This window comes from Pseudomonas sp. M2 (assembly GCF_015751845.1).
GTDB lineage: Bacteria > Pseudomonadota > Gammaproteobacteria > Pseudomonadales > Pseudomonadaceae > Aquipseudomonas > Aquipseudomonas putida_E.
Genome location: NZ_JADOUD010000001.1, coordinates 4,166,491 through 4,184,671, shown reverse-complemented (window position 1 = coordinate 4,184,671; position 18,181 = coordinate 4,166,491). Strand labels below are relative to the sequence as shown.

The following is an 18,181-nucleotide window of genomic DNA, read 5'->3' as shown; positions in this document are numbered from 1 at the left end:
TGCCTGCCCATCTTTTGATTCTTGTGCTGGAAACGCGGAAGGAGGTGAGCGCCGACACAGGGCGCTCACAAAAACTGACTTTCACGTCAACTTTACAGCACTCAAGTAGGTTTTGGCAAAGTCAAGCAGACAGTATGTCGCGGTATGTCCACGCTCAGCTCGCACGAACGGGGCCACAGGTTAACCTTGGGTTAATCGGCTCAGGCCAGCATGGCCCCGTTCAAATCTGCCAAGGCGAAGACATGCGCGTCCTCCTGCTCTTCCTCACATTCCTTATGGCCGGCCCGCTGCAGGCCAACCCGTTCGACGTAAAGCCCGACTTCCTGCCGGTGAACCAGGCGTTCGTCCTGACCCACGACCGCCAGGCCGACGGCCAGATGCGCCTTTATTTCCAGATCAAACAGGGTTACTACCTCTACCAGAAGCGCCTGAAATTCGACGGCCTACCCGTCGAGCAGCACCCGCAACTGCCGCCGGCCCTCAACCATCACGATGAATTCTTCGGCGACAGCGCGGTGTACCGCGACCAACTCGAACTGCTGCTGCCCGCCAACGCCCAAGGCCAGTTGCGCCTGGGCTGGCAGGGCTGCGCCGACGCCGGCCTGTGCTACCCGCCGCAAACCACTGTCATCGACCTGGGCGGCAGCGCCGCGCCTGCCACTGACCAGGCCAGCGACCAAGCCCTGGCCAGCGGCCTGCAAAGCGCCAGCCTTGGCTGGAGCCTGCTGGCGTTCTTCGGCCTCGGCCTGCTGCTGGCGTTCACCCCTTGCTCGCTGCCCATGCTGCCGATCCTCGCCGGCCTGGTCATGGGCAACGGCGCCAGCGCACGACGTGGCTGGGTGCTGGCCGGGGTCTACGTGCTGAGCATGGCGCTGGTGTATGCAGGGCTCGGCGTGGTCGCCGCGCTGCTTGGCGCCAGCCTGCAAGCCTGGCTGCAGCAGCCTTGGCTGTTGGGCAGCCTGGCGGCGCTGTTCGTGTTACTTGCCCTGCCGATGTTCGGCGCTTTCGAATTGCAATTGCCAGCCGCCCTGCGTGATCGCCTGGACCGTGCCGGGCAGAGCACCCGGGGCGGCAACCTCTACGGTGCGGCGCTATTGGGGGCACTGTCCGGCCTGCTGCTCGGGCCGTGCATGACCGCCCCGCTGGCCGGCGCCCTGCTTTACATCGCGCAGAGTGGCGATGTGCTGCAAGGCGCGCTGGTGCTGTTCAGCCTTGGCCTGGGCATGGGTGTGCCACTGCTGTTGCTGGTGACCTTGGGCAACCGCTACCTGCCGCGCCCGGGCGCCTGGATGGAGCGGGTCAAGGGGGTGTTCGGCTTCGTGTTCCTGGCCATGGCCCTGTACACCGTACGCAGCCTGCTCGCCGCACCGCTGCTGCTGGCCTTGAGCGGCGCGTGGCTGATTGCACTGGGCTGGGCCGCGTGGCCGGCCCTGCAGCGCTTGCCTGCCTTGCGCGCCGTACCGCTGCTGGGCGCATTGTGGGGTGGGCTGCTGCTGATAGGCGCTGCCGCCGGTGGCGATGACCTCTGGCAGCCGTTGCGCCCGTTTGCCGGTGGCCCCGCACCTTCGGCCACTCAGCACGCCGAAGATGCGTTTGTCACCGTCAGCCGCCCGGAGGACCTGCAACGTGAGCTCGATGCGGCCAAAGCCCGTGGCCAATGGGTGATGGTCGATTACTACGCCGACTGGTGCGTATCGTGCAAAGTCATGGAAAAGCAGGTGTTTGCCCGTGACGATGTGCAAGCCAGCCTGGCCGGCGTGCACCTGCTGCGCCTGGACGTGACCGCCGATGCCCCCGCCAGCCGCGCGCTGCTGCAACGCTACCAGGTACCCGGCCCACCCAGCATCATCTGGCTCGGCCCGGAAGGCGAGGAACGCCGCGCACGGCGCATCACCGGCGAGGTGGATGCGGCCGCATTCCTGCAACATTGGGCCCAGACCAGGAGCCAAGGTTGATGCTGACTGTAACCTTGGGGCCCCTGACCATGGCCCTCAATCATCTGTTGATGCTCGCCGCCCTGGGCATCGCCAGCGTGGTCGGCTGGTGGGTCGCCCGGCGTGGCGGCGAAAGCCCGGAGTCGGCGCTATTCAACCTGTTCCTGATCGGCCTGCTGTGCGCTCGGCTGGGTTTCGTGCTGGTTTACTGGCCGATGTACCGCGATGACCTGGTGCAGGTGATCGACATCCGCGACGGTGGCTTCCTGCTCTGGTCGGGGCTGATCGGCGTCGTACTCGCCAGCCTCTGGCAAGGCTGGCGCCACCCCGGGCTGCGCCGCCCGCTGGGCTGGGCACTGTTCAGTGGCGCGCTGTTCTGGGGCCTGGCCAGCCTTGGCAGCCATCTGTACAGCAAGGGCACCGAGCTGCCAGAGCTGAGCCTGCGCAATGCCAGCGGGCAATCGGTTGCGCTGCACAGCTACCGCGGCAAGCCGCTGGTGATCAACATCTGGGCGACCTGGTGCCCGCCGTGCCGCCGGGAAATGCCGGTGCTGCAACACGCCCAGGGTGAGTACCCTCACGTGACTTTCCTGTTCGTCAACCAGGGCGAGACGCCGGAAAACGTCAGCACCTTCCTCGCCACCACCGGCCTGAGCCTGACCCATGTGCTGTTCGACGGCACCGGCATCCTGGCCCAGCGGGTAGGTTCGATGGCCCTGCCCACCACCCTGTTCTACGACGCCAACGGGCGGCTGATCGGCAGCCACCTGGGCGAGCTGTCCCGGGCCAGCCTGCGCCATGCCCTGGAACCTTTCGAACGGGCCGCTGCGCCCGCCCCTGCCGCACAAGGAAAATGACATGCGACTGACTGCACTGCTGCCCCTGTCCCTGGCCCTGCTGGCCACCCCGCTGGCGCATGCCGAAACCCTGCCCAAGGCAATCGAGCAACTGCAAGCCAAGGGCGCCGTGATCAAAGGCAGCTTCGATGCACCCGATGGCCTGCGCGGTTACGCCGCCGAGTACCAGAACAACGGCATCGCCCTGTACCTCACACCCGATGGCAAGCATGTACTGGTCGGCAGCCTGTTTGACGAACAGGGCCAGGACCTCAGTGCCGCCCCCCTGGAAAAGCTGGTGTACGGGCCCATGTCCAAGGCCATCTGGGCGAAGCTGGAAAAAACCAGCTGGATCGCTGACGGCAAAGCCGATGCACCGCGCAAGGTATACCTGTTCAGTGACCCGAACTGCCCATACTGCAACATGTTCTGGCAGCAGGCACGGCCATGGGTAGAGTCGGGCAAGGTGCAGCTGCGCCATATCATGGTCGGCATCATCCGCGAGGACAGCCCAGGCAAGTCGGCGGCACTGCTGGCCGCCAAGGACCCGGCCAAAGCGCTGGAAGAGCATGAGAAAGCAGGCAAGGCCAGCACGCTGAAAGCGCTGGACAAGGTGCCAGAGGCAGTGCAGCAGAAACTGGCGGCGAACCTGGCCTTGATGGAAGAAATGGGCCTGCAGGCCACCCCGGCAATCTTCTATCAGGATGAGCAGGGCAACCTGCAGAGCCAGCAAGGGGCACCGCGGCCGGAGTTGTTGGGGAAAATTCTCGGCAAGCGTTAAATGTTGCAGATTTCGGGTTCTCGGTGCTCCTGAGATCGAGCGCCGCGCGGGCGGCGCTCGATCTCGCAAGCGCAACAATACCCCTCCCTGAAAGAAGGGGGACAAAGCAGGTCCCCTTCCACCCGGCTATTGAGTTGCCCGCCGAAAACATCACGAAACACTAATCACAAAAAAACGCTATAAACGCATCGCAATCAATTCAAAGAATAAAAGCGAAAAGGACTACACCACCTCAAGAAAACCTGCCAGAACATCTCAATAAACGACAAGATCCACCCATCCTACTTAGTCTCTGTAGGAAAACACCTAAGCATTATTCTTACATTTAAAAACCCCAATAAACCGCCGCATCAGTTTCGCTCGCTCAGGGCCGGATTAACACAGGTTGACATTTGCCAACCCTACAGCAACTCTTGACGCAGGCTTACTCTGCAGCCTGGCTGGCTTCAGTCACAGCACTTGAATTGCATCCCAGAGACGAAATGAAAACAATAAGAACCTACAACTATGAAATACTTAACTTTGAACCACCCCCAAACAACAACCTAAAGCACCGGACCTCCCCGCCTCGGCCATGCCAGAGGACAAACATCACTCTATTATTGTGCACTCAGCTCATTGGCTACACGATCATCAACGCCACCATTCAAAACAATGAAGAAAACCTCCCGAAACGTATCGAATACTGGGTGACCGCAGCCACCTCTTTGCGGGTAAATCGACTCCCACAGGCTCGCCGCTGTATGTGATACAACGCAAAACCTGTGGGAGCGGGGTAGCCCGCGAAGAGGCCGTTACAGACTAAGCTGTGGCTGTCACAACCCCTCCAGCTCCGCCATCAGATCACTCAACCGATCCACCTTGCCCTCATCCAGCGCACTGCCCTGCAGCCCACGCACATACTCCGCCAGCTCCTCAACCGTACTGCACTCGAACATCGCCCGCAGCGGGACGTTCAGCTGCAACTGTTTCTGCACCCGCGAGGCAATCTGCGTTGCCAGAAGCGAATGCCCGCCCAGCTCGAAGAAGTTGTCGTGCACCCCTACCCGCTCGGCCTTCAGCACGTCGGCCCAGATAGCGGCGAGCACCTCTTCCAGCTCGTCGCGTGGCGCCAGGTAGGCCTGGCCATGCTGGCCGCCGATGTCGATGGCCGGCAAAGCCTTGCGGTCAAGCTTGCCGTTGGCGTTGTGCGGCAGGCTGTCGAACCAGCCCCAGTGCAGCGGCACCATGTATTCCGGCAAATCAGCACGCAGGCGTTGCTTGACCTGCTCCAGCAGCGCGGCATCGGCGGTAACGCCCTGATGAGCCACCAGGTATCCGACCAGGTGCTTGCCGTTGACACCGTCCTGTACACCCACGGCGGCGTCGCGGATTTCGACCTGCTCGTGCAGGCGGGCTTCGATTTCACCCAGTTCGATCCGGTAACCGCGGATCTTCACCTGGTGGTCGATGCGACCGACATATTCGAACACGCCATCCGGGCGCTGCCGTGCCAGGTCACCAGTGCGGTACAGGCGCTCGCCCGGCGCACCATGCGGGTGGGGGATGAAGGCCAGAGCGGTACGCACCGGGTCGCCGACATAGCCCCGGCCCACGCCGGTACCGGCTACGCACAGCTCGCCCACCGCGCCCAGCGGTACCAAGGCCTGGTCCTCGCCGTACAGATACAGGCGGTTGTTGTCGGTTGGCGTGCCGATCGGCAGGTAGCTGCCACGGGTCGAGGCCAGGTCGACGCGGAAGAACGCCACGTCATCGGAGCACTCCGCCGGGCCGTAGGCGTTGACCAGGCCGATGCCCGGGTAGCGCTGCAGCCATTGCGCGGCCAGCTCCGGCGGCATGGCTTCGCCGGTCGGCAGCATCCAGCGCAAGCCGCCCAGCGCCTGATGATCGTTGGCCAGCATGCCCTGGATCAGCGAGGGCACGCTCTCCAGCACCGTGATGCCGGTGGCCTGAACATGCGTCAGCAGGCCCTGCGGATCGTGGGCGATGGCGTTTGGCACGATCTCGACCCTGGCGCCGAACAATGGCGCGGCAAGGAACTGCCAGACCGAGATATCGAAGCTCTGCGAGGCGGTCTGGGCAATCACATCCTGCTCGCTCAGCGCCAGGTACGGCACCTTGCTCAGCTGGTTGTTGAGCATGCCGCGCTGCTCGACCATCACGCCTTTGGGCAGGCCAGTGGAGCCTGAGGTGTAGATCACGTAGGCAAGATTGTCCGGCCCACTGTGGATACCCGGGTTGTGGCTGGCGATGTTGCTCGATTGCACCTCCTCCCATATCAACAGCCGCGGCCGCGCCACGCCGGCCAGTTCGTCCAGCAACAGGCGCGCCTGCTCGGCACAGGCTGCGCTGCACACCAGCACCGGCGTGCGGCTGAGCTCGACGATACGCTGCAGGCGCGCCGACGGCAGACCAGGGTCCAAGGGCAGGTAACCGGCACCTGCCTTGAAGCTGCCGACGATCATGCCCAGCAGTGGCAGGCCCCGCTCGGCCAGCAGCGCGACCGGCTGATCGATGCCAGCACCCGCAGCGACCAGCGCATGGCCCAGGCGGTTGGCTGCCAGGTTCAACCCGGCATAGTCATAGCTCGCCTCCATGCAACGGGCCACCGTGCGCTCTGGGTGCGCGGCGACCTGTGCCTCGAACTGCGCGACGTAGCTCTGCTCCAGGGCATAGGCCCGTTCGGTGCGGTTGCACGCCTGAAGCAGGAAGCGTTCCTCTGCCTCACCCAGCAACGGCAGCTCGCTGACCTGCCCGTCGAAACCTTGCACCAACGCCAGCAACAGGCGCTTGAACTCGGCCAGCAAGCGCTCGACGGTTGAATGGTCGAAGTAGCGCTGGTCGAACGACAGGTGCAGGCCAAGGTCGTCGCCCGGGTAGCACACCGCCGTCAACGGGAAGTTGGTGTGAGTACGGCCTGAGTCCGAGCTGGCGTTGAGGTGCTGGGCGTGGTCGAGCACCGCGGTTTCCACCGGGGCGTTCTCGAACACGAACAAGCTGTTGAACAGCGGCTGGCCTTTGGGCAGTTCGCTGCACTCCTGGATCGTCACCAACGGCAGGTATTCGTACTCGCGCAGCTCCATGTTGCGCTCCAGCAGGCCTTGCAGCCACTGGCGCACGCTGCAGCGCTGGCCCGGTTCGGGCAATTGCACACGCAGGGCGATGCTGTTGATGAACAGGCCGACGGTGCGCTGCATCTGCGGCATGCTCACCGGCCGCCCGGCCACGGTCACGCCAAAGGCCACGTCGCGCTCACCGCTGTAGCGGGCAAGCACCAGGGCCCAGGCCGCCTGGGCGAAGGTGTTGATGGTCAGTTGGTGAGCCTGGGCCAGTTCGCGCAGGCGCACGCCATCACTCACCTCCAGGCGGGTGTAGCAGTCACCGACCAGCATGCCGTCACCGGCATGGTCATGACGCAGCGGGCGGTCGCTTGGGATCGCCGTGGCGCGCTCGAAGCCAGCCAGGTTGGCCTGCCACCAGCGTCGTGCTTCGCCCAGGTCCTGGCGTTGCAGCCAGCCGATGTAGTCGCGGTAGCGTGGCGGCACCGGCAGCTGGGCCTGGCGGCCTTCGCCGAGGGCCTGGTAGAGCTCGAAGAAGTCGTTCATCAACAACGAGCGGCACCAGGCATCGATGAGGATGTGGTGGTTGCTCATCATGAACCAGTAACGCTCATCGTCCACGCGGACCAGCCGCAGGTGGAACGGCGCCTGGCGCAGCAGCTCGAAGCCGGCCTCGCGCTCTTGCTTGTGCAGCGCTTGCAGGCGTTGTTCCTGGGCCGCGTCGTCGAGGCCACGCCAGTCCTGGTAGTCGACAGGGGTGTTACCCGGTTTGTGAATGATCTGCAGCATCGCTTCGCCGGCATTCCAGCTGAACGATGCCCGCAGTGCCTCGTGGCGCGCCACCACCGCCTGCCAGGCCTGGGCGAAGCGCTGCGGGTCGAGGGCGCTGTTGATGCGGTAACGGTCCTGCATGTAGTAGATGCCGGTACCCGGCTCCAGCAGGGTATGCAGCAGCAGGCCCTCCTGCATTGGGGTCAGCGGGTAGACGTCTTCGATTTCGGCAGCCGGAACCGGCAGCGCGTCGATCTGTTCCTGGGTCAGGTGCGCCAGTGGGAAGTCCGAGGGCGTGAAGCTGCCCGTACCCTGGGCCAGGCAGTGGCCGACCAGGGCCAACAGTTCGTGGCGATAAGCCTCGGCCAGGCGCGCAATGGTCTGCTCGTCGAAACGCTCGCGGCTATAGGTCCAGCGCAACTGCAAGGCACCGCCATAGACCTGGCCGTCGACGCTCAGCCAGTTCGGCAGTGGCGCGTCGAGGTCGTGGGCCAGGCCCGCAAGGGCATCCAGCGGCTGGAACAGCGCCGCGCTGTCGAACTGCTGGTCGAACTGGCCGAGGTAGTTGAAGGTGATGCGTGCTTGCGGCAGCGCGGCCATGCTCTCGCGCTTGGCGTCATCAGCCAGGTAACGCAGCACGCCGTAACCCTGGCCTTTGTGCGGCACCTGGCGCAGCTGTTCTTTGATGCGTTTGATCGAGGTGGCGCGGGCGCTGTCGTCCTCACCCGCCTGAGGGTTCAGGCGCAGCGGGTAGGCGCTGGTGAACCAGCCCACGCTGCGGGTCAGGTCCATGTCTTCGAACAGCCCGTCACGGCCATGGCCTTCTAGCTGCACCAGCACCTCGTCGTCACCGGTCCAGCGGCACAGCGTGCGCGCCAGGGCAGTCAGCAGCAGGTCGTTGACCTGGGTGTGGTACGCCGCGGGGGCCTGTTGCAACAACTGACGGGTCTGCTCCACATCCAGGGCGATGGCCAGGGTATCGGCATGCCGGTGCAGGTTGCCGCCCTGCGGGTGATCGCATGGCAGCTCATGGCGCACATCCCCCAGCTGGTCTTGCCACCAGCCGAGCTCATCGCGCAGCGAATCGCTGCCGGCGTAGCTTGCCAGGCGCGCAGCCCAGTCGGCCATGGCGTGGGTCTTGGCCACCAGCGGCTGACCACGGTACAGCGCCTGCAGGTCTTCGAGCAGCACGCGCCAGGACACTCCATCGACCACCAGGTGATGGATCGCCAGCAACAGCCGCTGGGCGCCCTGCCCGTCGCTGACCAGCAAGGCCCGCAGCAATGGCCCCTGTTCCAGATCCAGGCTGCGTTGTACGTCGGTGTACAGCGCCTGACAGGCATTGAAATCGGCCACCGTGGCAGTCCATAGCAGTTGCTCGCCAGGCGCTGCGGCGTATTCGCCCTGCCAGCGGCCATCTGCCTGGGTAAACCGCAGGCGCAGGCTGTCGTGGTGTGCCACCAGGGTGGCCAGGGCCCGCTCCAGCAGGGCGCTGTCCAGCGGCACGCGCGCCTGAAGCAAGACGGCCTGGTTCCAGTGTTGCGGTTGGGCCACCTCACTGTCGAAGAACCAGTGCTGAATCGGCGTCAGGCCGCTGCGGCCCTGGCGCTGGCCCTGCTCGATGCTGTTCGCCACCTCGCTGCGGCTGGCCACGGCGGCCAGTGTCTGGATGGTCTGGTGCTGGAACAGGTCGCGCGGGGTGAACTGCAGGCCCAGCTGACGGGCCCGGCTGACCACCTGGATGGACAGGATCGAATCACCGCCCAGTTCAAAGAAGTTGTCCTGCACGCCCACGCGGGAGATGTTGAGCACCTCGCGCCAGATCTGCGCCAGTTGCTCCTCAAGCGCGTTCGCAGGTGCCTGGTACTGTTCGCGGGCCTGTTCCAGGTCTGGCAGCGGCAAGGCACGGCGGTCCAGCTTGCCGTTGCCCATCAGCGGCAGGCTGCCCAGCAGTACCAGGTGCGTCGGCACCATGTAATCGGGCAGGTGCTGACGGGCGTGCGCCTTGACCGCTTCGCGCAACCGGGCTTGGACCTCACTGTCAGCGCTGGCCCGCTTGCACACCAGGTAACCGACCAGTTGCTTGCCGCCGGGCAAATCGTGAGCCAGGACCACAGCCTCTTCGATATCTGCATGCGCCTGCAGACAGCTCTCGATTTCGCCAAGCTCGATACGGAAGCCGCGGATCTTCACCTGCTGGTCGGCACGCCCGACATACTCCACCAGGCCATCGGCGCGCAGGCGCACCAGGTCACCGGTGCGGTACAGGCGCCCACCGTCATGGCTGAACGGGTCGGCGACAAAACGCTCGGCGCTCAAGCCAGGGCGGTCGTGATAGCCCTGGGCAAGCCCTACCCCGCCGATGTACAACTCGCCGATGCCACCTTGTGGCAGCAACGCCAGGTCGTCATCGAGGATATAGGCACTGCGGGCACCGATCACCCGGCCGATCGGCACGCTGCCGGCATCGGTGGGCAAGGTGTCAGGGGCAAGACAAGCCAGGGGCATGACCACCGTCTCGGTCGGGCCGTAGGCGTTGAAGAACTGCTGGGGGGCGAAGGCCTGACGGATACGCGTCAGGTGCTCGCCGGTCAGCGCCTCACCGCCGGTGATCACCAGGCGTACCGGCAGTTGCTCGCCCTGCCCGGCCAGGTACTGGGCCAGCTGGCTGCCGTAGCTTGGGGTGAAACCGAGGATACTGACCTGCTGCTCGCGTACCAGTTGGCAGATGTCTTCGGCGCCCCATTGCCCCTGGGCACGCAGCACCACGCGGGCGCCGCACAGCAGCGGCACCAGCAGGCGCTCGCTGGCCGCGTCGAAGTTGATCGAATAGAAGTGCAGTTCGCAGTCGTCGCTGCGCATGCCGAAGGCCTTGATCACCGCCTGGCAATGCATGGCGATTTCGCCGTGGCTGACCACCACACCCTTGGGTTTGCCGGTGGACCCCGAGGTGTAGATCAGGTAGGCCTGGTGCTGCGGCAGGTTGAGGTTGGCCAAGGGTGCATCGCTGTAGGCGGACAAGCCTGCGGCGTCGTCCTCCAGGCTCCAGCGCGCTACGCCGTCGGGCAGTTCGCCAAGGGTTTCGAGCAGCGCACGCTGGCTCAGCAGCAGACCGATACGGCTGTCCTCGATCATGTAACGCAGGCGGTCGAGCGGGTATTCCGGGTCGAGCGGCACGTAAGCGCCACCGGCCTTGAGGATGGCCAGCAGGCCGACGACCATCTCCAGCGAACGCTCCAGCGCCAGGCCCACGCGCACCTGCGGGCCGACACCCCGCTCGCGCAGGGCTCGGGCCAGGCGGTTAGCCTGCTGGTCGAGCTCGGCATAGCTCAGGTGCCGGCCGGCGAAGGTCAGCGCGCCGGCTTGTGGCGTACGCGCAGCCTGGGCGGCGAACAGGCCGTGAAGGGTCTGCTCAGGGGCGAGATCATGCTCACCCTGCAACTGGTCGAGCAATACCTGCTGTTCGGCCCCGGCCAGCATCGGCAGCTCGCACAGACGCTGATGCGGGTTGTCCAGCAAGCCGACCAGCAACTGTTGCCAATGCTCGGCCATGCGCGCGATCCGCGGTTCATCGAACAGGTCGCGGCTGTAGGTCAGGCAGCAACCGAGACGGCCATCTAGGTCGGTCACCTCCAGGTACAGATCGAACTTGGTGGCGCTGGCATCGTTGACCAGGTAATCCACCTGCATGCCTGCCAGCTCACGGCTTTGCTGGAAGGCCCAGCGCTGCACGTTGCACATCACCTGGAACAGCGGGTTGTAGGCGCTGCTGCGCGGTGGCTGCAAAGCTTCTACCAGTTGCTCGAATGGCAGGTCCTGGTGCGACTGGCCTTCGATGGCGGCCCGGCGCACCTGGTCGAGCAATGCGGCTGCGATCATCTGCCCGTCCACCTCGCAGCGCAGCACCTGGGTGTTGAGGAAGGCGCCGATCAACCCTTCGCTTTCGGGGCGGATACGGTTGGCCACCGGCGCACCGATGCGCAGGTCGCGCTGGCCGCTGTAGCGGTGCAGCAAGGCGGCCAGGGTGGCGGTCATGGTCATGAACAAGGTCAGCCCGCGCTGGCTGTTGAAGGCATGCACGCGGGCAACCAGCGCCGGGTCCAGCTCGAAGCGGTACAGCTCGCCACGGTGGCTCTGCACGGTCGGGCGTGGCCGGTCAGCCGGCAGGGCCAGGACCGGGTGCTCATCGCCCAGGCGGGCTTTCCAGTAGGCCAGTTGGCGCGCCCCTTCGCCGCTTTCCAGCCACTGCCGCTGCCAGACGCTGTAGTCCAGGTACTGCACCGGCAACGGCGTCAGTGGCGACTCGCGCTCATCGACGAACGCTTCGTACAGCTCGCCCAGTTCGCGGGCGAAGATGTCCATGGCCCAGCCTTCGGTGACGATATGGTGCAGCGTGAGCACGAAATAGTGCTCGCGCTCCTCGGCCTTGACCAGGCAGGCACGCAGCAGCGGGCCACGCTCCAGGTCGAACGGCTGGTGCGCCTGAGCGTCGGCCAGTTGCTGCAGGCGCTGCTCGCGCAGGGCTGCTGGCAAGGTGCTGAAATCCTGCCAGTCCAGGTGTACGGCGCCTTCGCCGGCCACGCACTGGTACGGCACACCGTCAATGGCGGGGAACGTGGTGCGCAAGGTTTCATGGCGCACGATCAACGCCTGCAGTGCGCGCTCGAACGCATCCACATGCAGCGTGCCGCGCAGGCGCGCCATGCCGCCGACGTTGTAGGCCGGGCTGTCCGGCTCCATCTGCCATAGGAACCACATGCGTTGTTGCGAATACGACAGCGGCACAGCCTGGCGGCGGTCGACGCGGGTGATCTCGCCCTGCAGGTTGCGTTCGCCGGCTTCGCGGATGCGGGCGATCTCGGCGCAGAAGGCGCCCAGCTCGCTGGCTTCGAACAGCACCTTCAAGGGCAGCTCGACATCGCAGGCCTGGCGGGTGCGCGAGACGATCTGGGTGGCCAGCAGCGAGTGCCCGCCAAGGGCGAAGAAATCGTCGTGCAAGCCGATGCGCGGCAGGTTCAGCACCTCGCACCAAATGGCCGCAACCTGCTGCTGCAACGCTGTCTGCGGCGCGACATGTTCGCGCTGCTGCCAGACCGGTGCCGGCAGCGCCTTGCGATCGACCTTGCCACTGGGCCCCAGCGGCATGTGTTCAAGCGCGATCAGTTGCGCTGGCACCATGTAGGCAGGCAGGCGTTCGGCCAGGCTGGCGAGCAATGCCTCGGCTTGCCCCGGGCCGCTGTAGTAGCCGACCAGCTGCGCGCCCACGCCGTCCTGATGGATCAGCACCAGCGCTTGCTCGACACCCGGCTGAGCAAGCAGGCAGGCTTGGACTTCTTCGGGCTCGACGCGAAAACCTCGCACTTTCACCTGTTGGTCCAGGCGGCCGAGGTATTCCAGAGCCTGGGCCTGTAACTGCCAGCGGGCACGGTCGCCACTGCGGTACAGGCGCTCGCCATTGCCATCGGCCTGCGGCACGAAGCGTTCGGCGGTCAGGCCAGGGCGGCCGAGGTAGCCGCGGGCAAGCCCCGCGCCTCCCAGGTACAGCTCGCCTGGCACGCCCGGTGCGGCCAGTTGCAGTTCGCCATCGAGCACACGGCAGATCACGTTGCCCAACGGCCGGCCAATGGGCGAGCGTTCGCCGTCTTCAGCCCGGCAGTGCCAATGGGTGACGTTGATGGCGGTTTCGGTCGGGCCATAGCGGTTGTGCAGTTGGACCTGCGGCAGCCGTTGCAGCACGCGGTCGCGCAGGCTCGCCGACAACGCCTCGCCACCGCAGAACAGCCGGCGCAAGCTGCTGCAGCCAGCGGCCAGCGGCTCTTGCACGAACACCTGCAGCAAAGGCGGCACGAAGTGCAGCGTGGTGACCCCGTGCTGCTGCACCAGCGCGGCGATGCGCTGCGGGTCACGGTGCTCGCCGGGGCCGGCCAGCACCAGCTTGCAACCGGTGATCAGCGGCCAGAAGCACTCCCAGACCGACACGTCGAAGCTGATCGGCGCCTTCTGCATCAGCACATCGCCAGCATCCAGCGCATAAGTGGCCTGCATCCACTGCAGGCGTTCGGCCAAAGCTGCATGGGTGTTGCCCACGCCTTTGGGCTGGCCGGTGGAACCGGAGGTGTAGATCACATAGGCCAGGTTGTCGCCGTGCAGGTGCAGGCCAGGCGCGTGGCTTGGCCAACTGTCCAGGTGCAGCTGATCGAGGGCAATGGCACTGACGCCATCGACTTGCGGCAGGTTGGCCAGCATGCCGCTGTTGCTCAGTAGCAGGCTGGCCTGGCAATCGCGCAGCATGTAGGCCAGGCGTTCGGCCGGGTAGTCGACATCAAGCGGCACATAGGCACCGCCCGCCTTGAGGATCGCCAGCAGACCGACCAGCAGTTGCGGCGAGCGCTCCACGGCGATGGCCACGCAGCAGTCGGGGCCGACGCCTTTGTCGCGCAGGTAATGGGCCAGGCGGTTGGCTTGTTGGTGCAGTTCGGCGTAATCCAGGCTGCCGCCTTCCCAAACCAGCGCCCTGCGCTCAGGGGTCTGGCGCGCCTGTTCATTGAGTTGCTCGACCACCAGGCGCTGCAGTGCCGGCGCCGGCGCCTGGCCCCAGGCCAGCAATTGTTGGCGGGCTTGCTCATCCAGCAAAGCGACGTCGCCCAAGGCCAGTTGCGGGTCCGCGCACACTTGCTCGAGCAGCGCCAGCAGGTGCTGTGCCAGGCGGGTGACGGTATCTTCGGCAAACAGCTCGGCGGCGTAGTCGAAGGCCAGGCTCAGACGGCCCAAGTGGTCTTCCTCGCTGTGCAGCTGCAGGTCGAACTTGGCTTCGCGGCTGTGCCACGGCAACTCTTCTGCCAGCAAACCCGGCAGGCGGCGCAGGGCCGAGAGGTCGCGCTGCTGGTGGTTGAACATGACCTGGAACAGGCCCTGCTCACGGGCGTCGGGCAACGCTTCGAGCAGTTGCTCGAACGGCAGGTCCTGGTGGGCCTGGGCATCGAGGGTCGCCTGCCTTACCTGAGCCAGCAGTTGCGCGAACGGCTGGCGGCCATCGAGCTGCGCTCGCAGCACCTGGGTGTTGATGAAGAAACCGACCATGCCCTGGGTTTCCTGGCGCGGGCGGTTGGCATTGGGTACACCGACACGGATGTCGTGCTGGCCGGTGTAGCGGTGCAGCAGGCCCTGCCAGGCTGCCAGCAGCACCATGAACAGGCTGGCCTGATGTTCGCGGGCCAGGCCCTTGAGGGCTTCGCTCAGCTTGGCCGGTACTTTGACGTTCAAGCGTGCCGCACGGTTTGCCTGCTGGCTGGAACGCGGCCGGTCCGGGTGCAGGTCGAGCACCGGTAGCGCATCGCCCAGCCGGGCTTTCCAGTATTCAAGCTGGCGCGTGCTTTCGCCTTCAGCCAGCCATTGGCGCTGCCAGTTGCCATAGTCGGCGTAACCCAGTGGTAAAGGCGCCAGCGAAGCCTCAAGGCCCTGGCAACGGGCGGCATACAGTTTGGCGAATTCGTCGAGCAGGATGTTCAGCGACCAGCCATCGGCGACGATGTGGTGCAAGGTCACCCACAGCTGATGGTCTTCGTCACCCAGCCGCACCAGGGTCACGCGCAGCAACGGGCCCTGGCCCAGGTCGAACGGTAGCTGTGCTTCGGCTTCGCGGCGCTCGGCCACGTCGGTGGCTGGCAGCCCTTGCAGGTCCAGGTGCAGCAGGGTGAACGCCTGCCGGGGCAGGATGCGCTGCAGCGCCTGGCCGTGTTCTTCGCTGAACACGGTGCGCAACGATTCGTGGCGCGCCACCAGCGCCTGGAATGCGGCATCCAGCGCAGCTTCGTCCAGCTCGCCGCGCAGGTGCAGGCCGGCAGGTATGTTGTAGGCCGCCGACTGCGGCGCCAGCTGCCACAGCAGCCAAAGGCGGTTTTGCGCCAACGACTGCGGCAGGGCCTGCCCACGGTCAAGGCGGGCAATGGTCGCCGTTTCGCCACCCCCCTGGGCGAGGATTGCCGCCACGGCAGCGCTGTACTGCGCCAGGGTCGGTGCTTCGAACAGGGTGCGCAGGCCCAGCGCGATACCCAGTTCATCGGCCAGACGCGCAGTCACCTGGGTGGCAGCGATGGAGTTGCCGCCCAGCAGCAGGAAGTGATCATCGGCGGCGACTGATTCGGCCTTGAGCACCTCGCACCAGAGGGCCGCGATACGTGCCTGCAGGCCGTCGCCGGCAGCGGCAGTTTCACCGGTTTCGACGGGCGTCGGGAAGCGTGCATAGCAGTCCAGGCTGCCATCGTCCATGCGCAGGCGGCAGGCCGATCGCTGCAGCTTGCCGCTGGAGGTCTTGGGCAAGGCCCCCGGGTTGAGCAACAGGACCACGGCAGGCGCCTGCCGGCAGGCGTCGGCGACGACCTGGCGCAGCGTCTTGATCAGCGCCTCGGGGGTGGACGCCTTCTGCACGTTACGGCTGATTTCCACCGCAACACCGATCCCCTCTTCACCCTGGTCGTCCACGGCAAATACCGCTACACGGCCCTTGCGCAGCACATCGACTTCACGTTCCAGGGTTTTTTCCAGGTCCTGCGGGTAGAGGTTCTGGCCACGGACGATCAGCATGTCCTTCAGGCGCCCGGTGACGAACACTTCACCTTCACGCATGAAGCCCAGGTCACCGGTGCGCAGCCACGTCTGGCCGTCCATTTCGACAAAGGTCCGCGCGCTGGCCTCAGGGTTGCGCCAGTAGCCCGAAGCGATGCTGGGGCCAGCGGCCCAGATTTCGCCAACCCGATTGTCACTCAGCACGTCCAGGCACTGTGGCTCGACGATACGGACCGCATGCCCTGGCTGCGGGTAGCCGCAGCTCATCAGCACGCTGCCCTTGCCGGCTTCTGCACGGTTGGCGGCGAAGGCGTCGGCGTCGAGTTCCAGCGCGCCGATGCCTTGGCCACGGCGGCTGCCGCTGACGAACAAGGTGGCTTCGGCCAGGCCATAGCTGGCGAAGAAACTGCTGGGCGTGAAACCGCAGGGGGCGAACTTCTCGGCGAAGGTGTCCAGGCTGTCCTGGCGGATCGGCTCGGAGCCGGAATAGGCCACACGCCAGCGGCTCAGGTCGAGGCTGGCCAGGGCCGCCTCACTGACCCGCTCGCTGCACAGGCGGTAGGCAAAGTCCGGCCCGCCGCTGATGGTCCCGCCGTATTCGCTGATCGCCTGCAGCCAGCGCTGCGGCCGTGCGAGGAAGTAACCTGGCGACATCAACACACACGGCACGCCACTGAAGATGGGCTGCAGCAGCCCGCCGATCAGGCCCATGTCGTGGTAAAGCGGCAACCAGCTGACGATCACATCATCGGGGTTGAGGTCGATGCCAAACCCATGGCGGATCAACTGCTCGTTGGCCACCAGGTTGCCGTGGCTGACCTGCACGCCCTTGGGCAGGGCGGTGGAGCCGGAGGTGTACTGGAGGAAGGCGATGTCGTCGCCGGCCAGCGCCGGTTCGCGCCAGTCACTGGCCAGGGCCGGGTCCAGGCCATCCACCGTAAGCAGCTCAGGGGCGCTGTCTGCGGCGAGTGCTTGCAGGCCCTGCAGGCTGTCGTGCAGCGCTGCGACGGTCAGCAGCAGGCGGGGCTCGGCGTCATCGATGATCGACAGCAGGCGCTCCTGGTGATGCTGGCGCGAAGACTCCGGCGGGTAGGCCGGCACGGCGATGACACCGGCATACAGGCAGCCGAAGAACGCCGCCACATAGTCCGGCCCGCTGGGGAACAGCAGCACGGCGCGGTCACCGAACGCGGCGCGGGCCTGCAAGGCTGCTGCGATGGTGCGCGCACGCATGTCCAGGTCCCGATAGCTGAGCACCGCCTGCTCGCCGGGAGCATCGGCCAAAAAGCGCAAGGCGATGCGGTCAGGGGTGTGCGCAGCACGTTGCGCCAGGGCCTGGACCAGCGAGAGCGGGAGTTCGAAGGCGTCCGTCATGGGGTGTTCCTGCCAGTGTCTGGGTAAGTCGGGCCGGCTGCCGCGCGTGGTTCGGCGGGCAGCGTCCGGCGGCCGGATGTACACAGGGGAACGGATGGGCAGCGCAAGAAATTACCGGGATGTCGCAGCGATCAGGCACACGGAAAGTGACGCGCATCACGATCGCCTGCTTAGAACTGAAACTAATAGATACTCATTAACTTTCGTATTTGACAATCATTATCATTCTGAATAGTTTGTCGCACGTCGTAGGAAGCTTCCCCATGTGGGGTGCTCCTATTCCCCTCTGTGACAAGGTGATTTCCATGGCGGAACAACTATCCACAAGTAAGTGCGATTCACCATTACTCCAGGCATTCGTCGACAACCGCAGCATCCTGGTCAAGATCGCAGCCCGCATCACCGGCTGCCGCTCACGGGCCGAAGACGTGGTGCAGGACGCTTTCTTCCGGCTCGGCGCCGCCCCCCAGATCACCTCGTCGTTCAAGGCCCAGCTCAGCTACCTGTTCCAGATCGTGCGCAACCTGGCCATCGACCATTACCGCAAGCAGGCGATGGAGCTGAGGTACTCAGGCAGCGAAGAGGAAGGTTTGAACGTGGTCATCCAGAACGCCTCGCCCGAGGCCACGCACATCAACCTGGCGGCCCTCGAGCACATTGCCGAGGCGCTCAACGAGCTACCCCAGCGCACCCGTTACGCTTTCGAGATGTACCGCCTGCACGGCGTGCCGCAGAAAGACATCGCCAAGGAGCTGGGCGTGTCGCCCACGCTGGTCAACTTCATGATCCGTGATGCGCTGGTTCATTGCCGCAAGACCGCCAGCCGCCAGGCCTGAAGCAGCTGCAAACTGCAAGATGAAT

5 protein-coding genes are annotated in these 18,181 nt (G+C 65.4%); 4 read left to right on the top strand and 1 reads right to left on the bottom strand.

The genetic code is table 11. From position 1 onward, the window contains the following. The first annotated feature begins 242 nt into the window (after positions 1-242). Genes dsbD through dsbG form a run of 3 tightly spaced genes read left to right on the top strand, consistent with a single transcriptional unit; the run spans position 243 to position 3,551 of the window. Positions 243-1,955, top strand: coding sequence for a protein-disulfide reductase DsbD (dsbD, locus tag IWW33_RS19485; protein WP_115274254.1), 1,713 nt, complete (start codon positions 243-245; stop codon positions 1,953-1,955). Continuing rightward, positions 1,955-2,791: a TlpA family protein disulfide reductase gene (locus IWW33_RS19480; RefSeq protein ID WP_046785283.1), complete on the top strand. Its 837-nt coding sequence runs from the start codon at positions 1,955-1,957 to the stop codon at positions 2,789-2,791. Before dsbD ends, IWW33_RS19480 begins: the two co-directional genes overlap by 1 nt. Before the next feature lies 1 nt (position 2,792). After that, positions 2,793-3,551 carry a thiol:disulfide interchange protein DsbG gene (dsbG, locus tag IWW33_RS19475; RefSeq protein ID WP_119687508.1) on the top strand — a complete coding sequence of 253 codons (759 nt, stop codon included), beginning with the start codon at positions 2,793-2,795 and terminating at the stop codon, positions 3,549-3,551. Positions 3,552-4,366: 815 nt separating this feature from the next. Here the strand turns inward: dsbG and IWW33_RS19470 are convergent. After that, complete coding sequence (locus tag IWW33_RS19470) at positions 4,367-17,320, bottom strand: non-ribosomal peptide synthetase (protein ID WP_174142530.1); 12,954 nt, start codon at positions 17,318-17,320, stop codon at positions 4,367-4,369. Between the two features lie 305 nt (positions 17,321-17,625). Between IWW33_RS19470 and IWW33_RS19465 the strand changes: the two genes are divergently transcribed. Beyond that, a complete protein-coding gene (locus IWW33_RS19465) occupies positions 17,626-18,156 on the top strand; it encodes an RNA polymerase factor sigma-70 (protein ID WP_119687510.1) in 531 nt (176 codons plus the stop codon). The last annotated feature ends 25 nt before the right edge of the window (positions 18,157-18,181 follow it).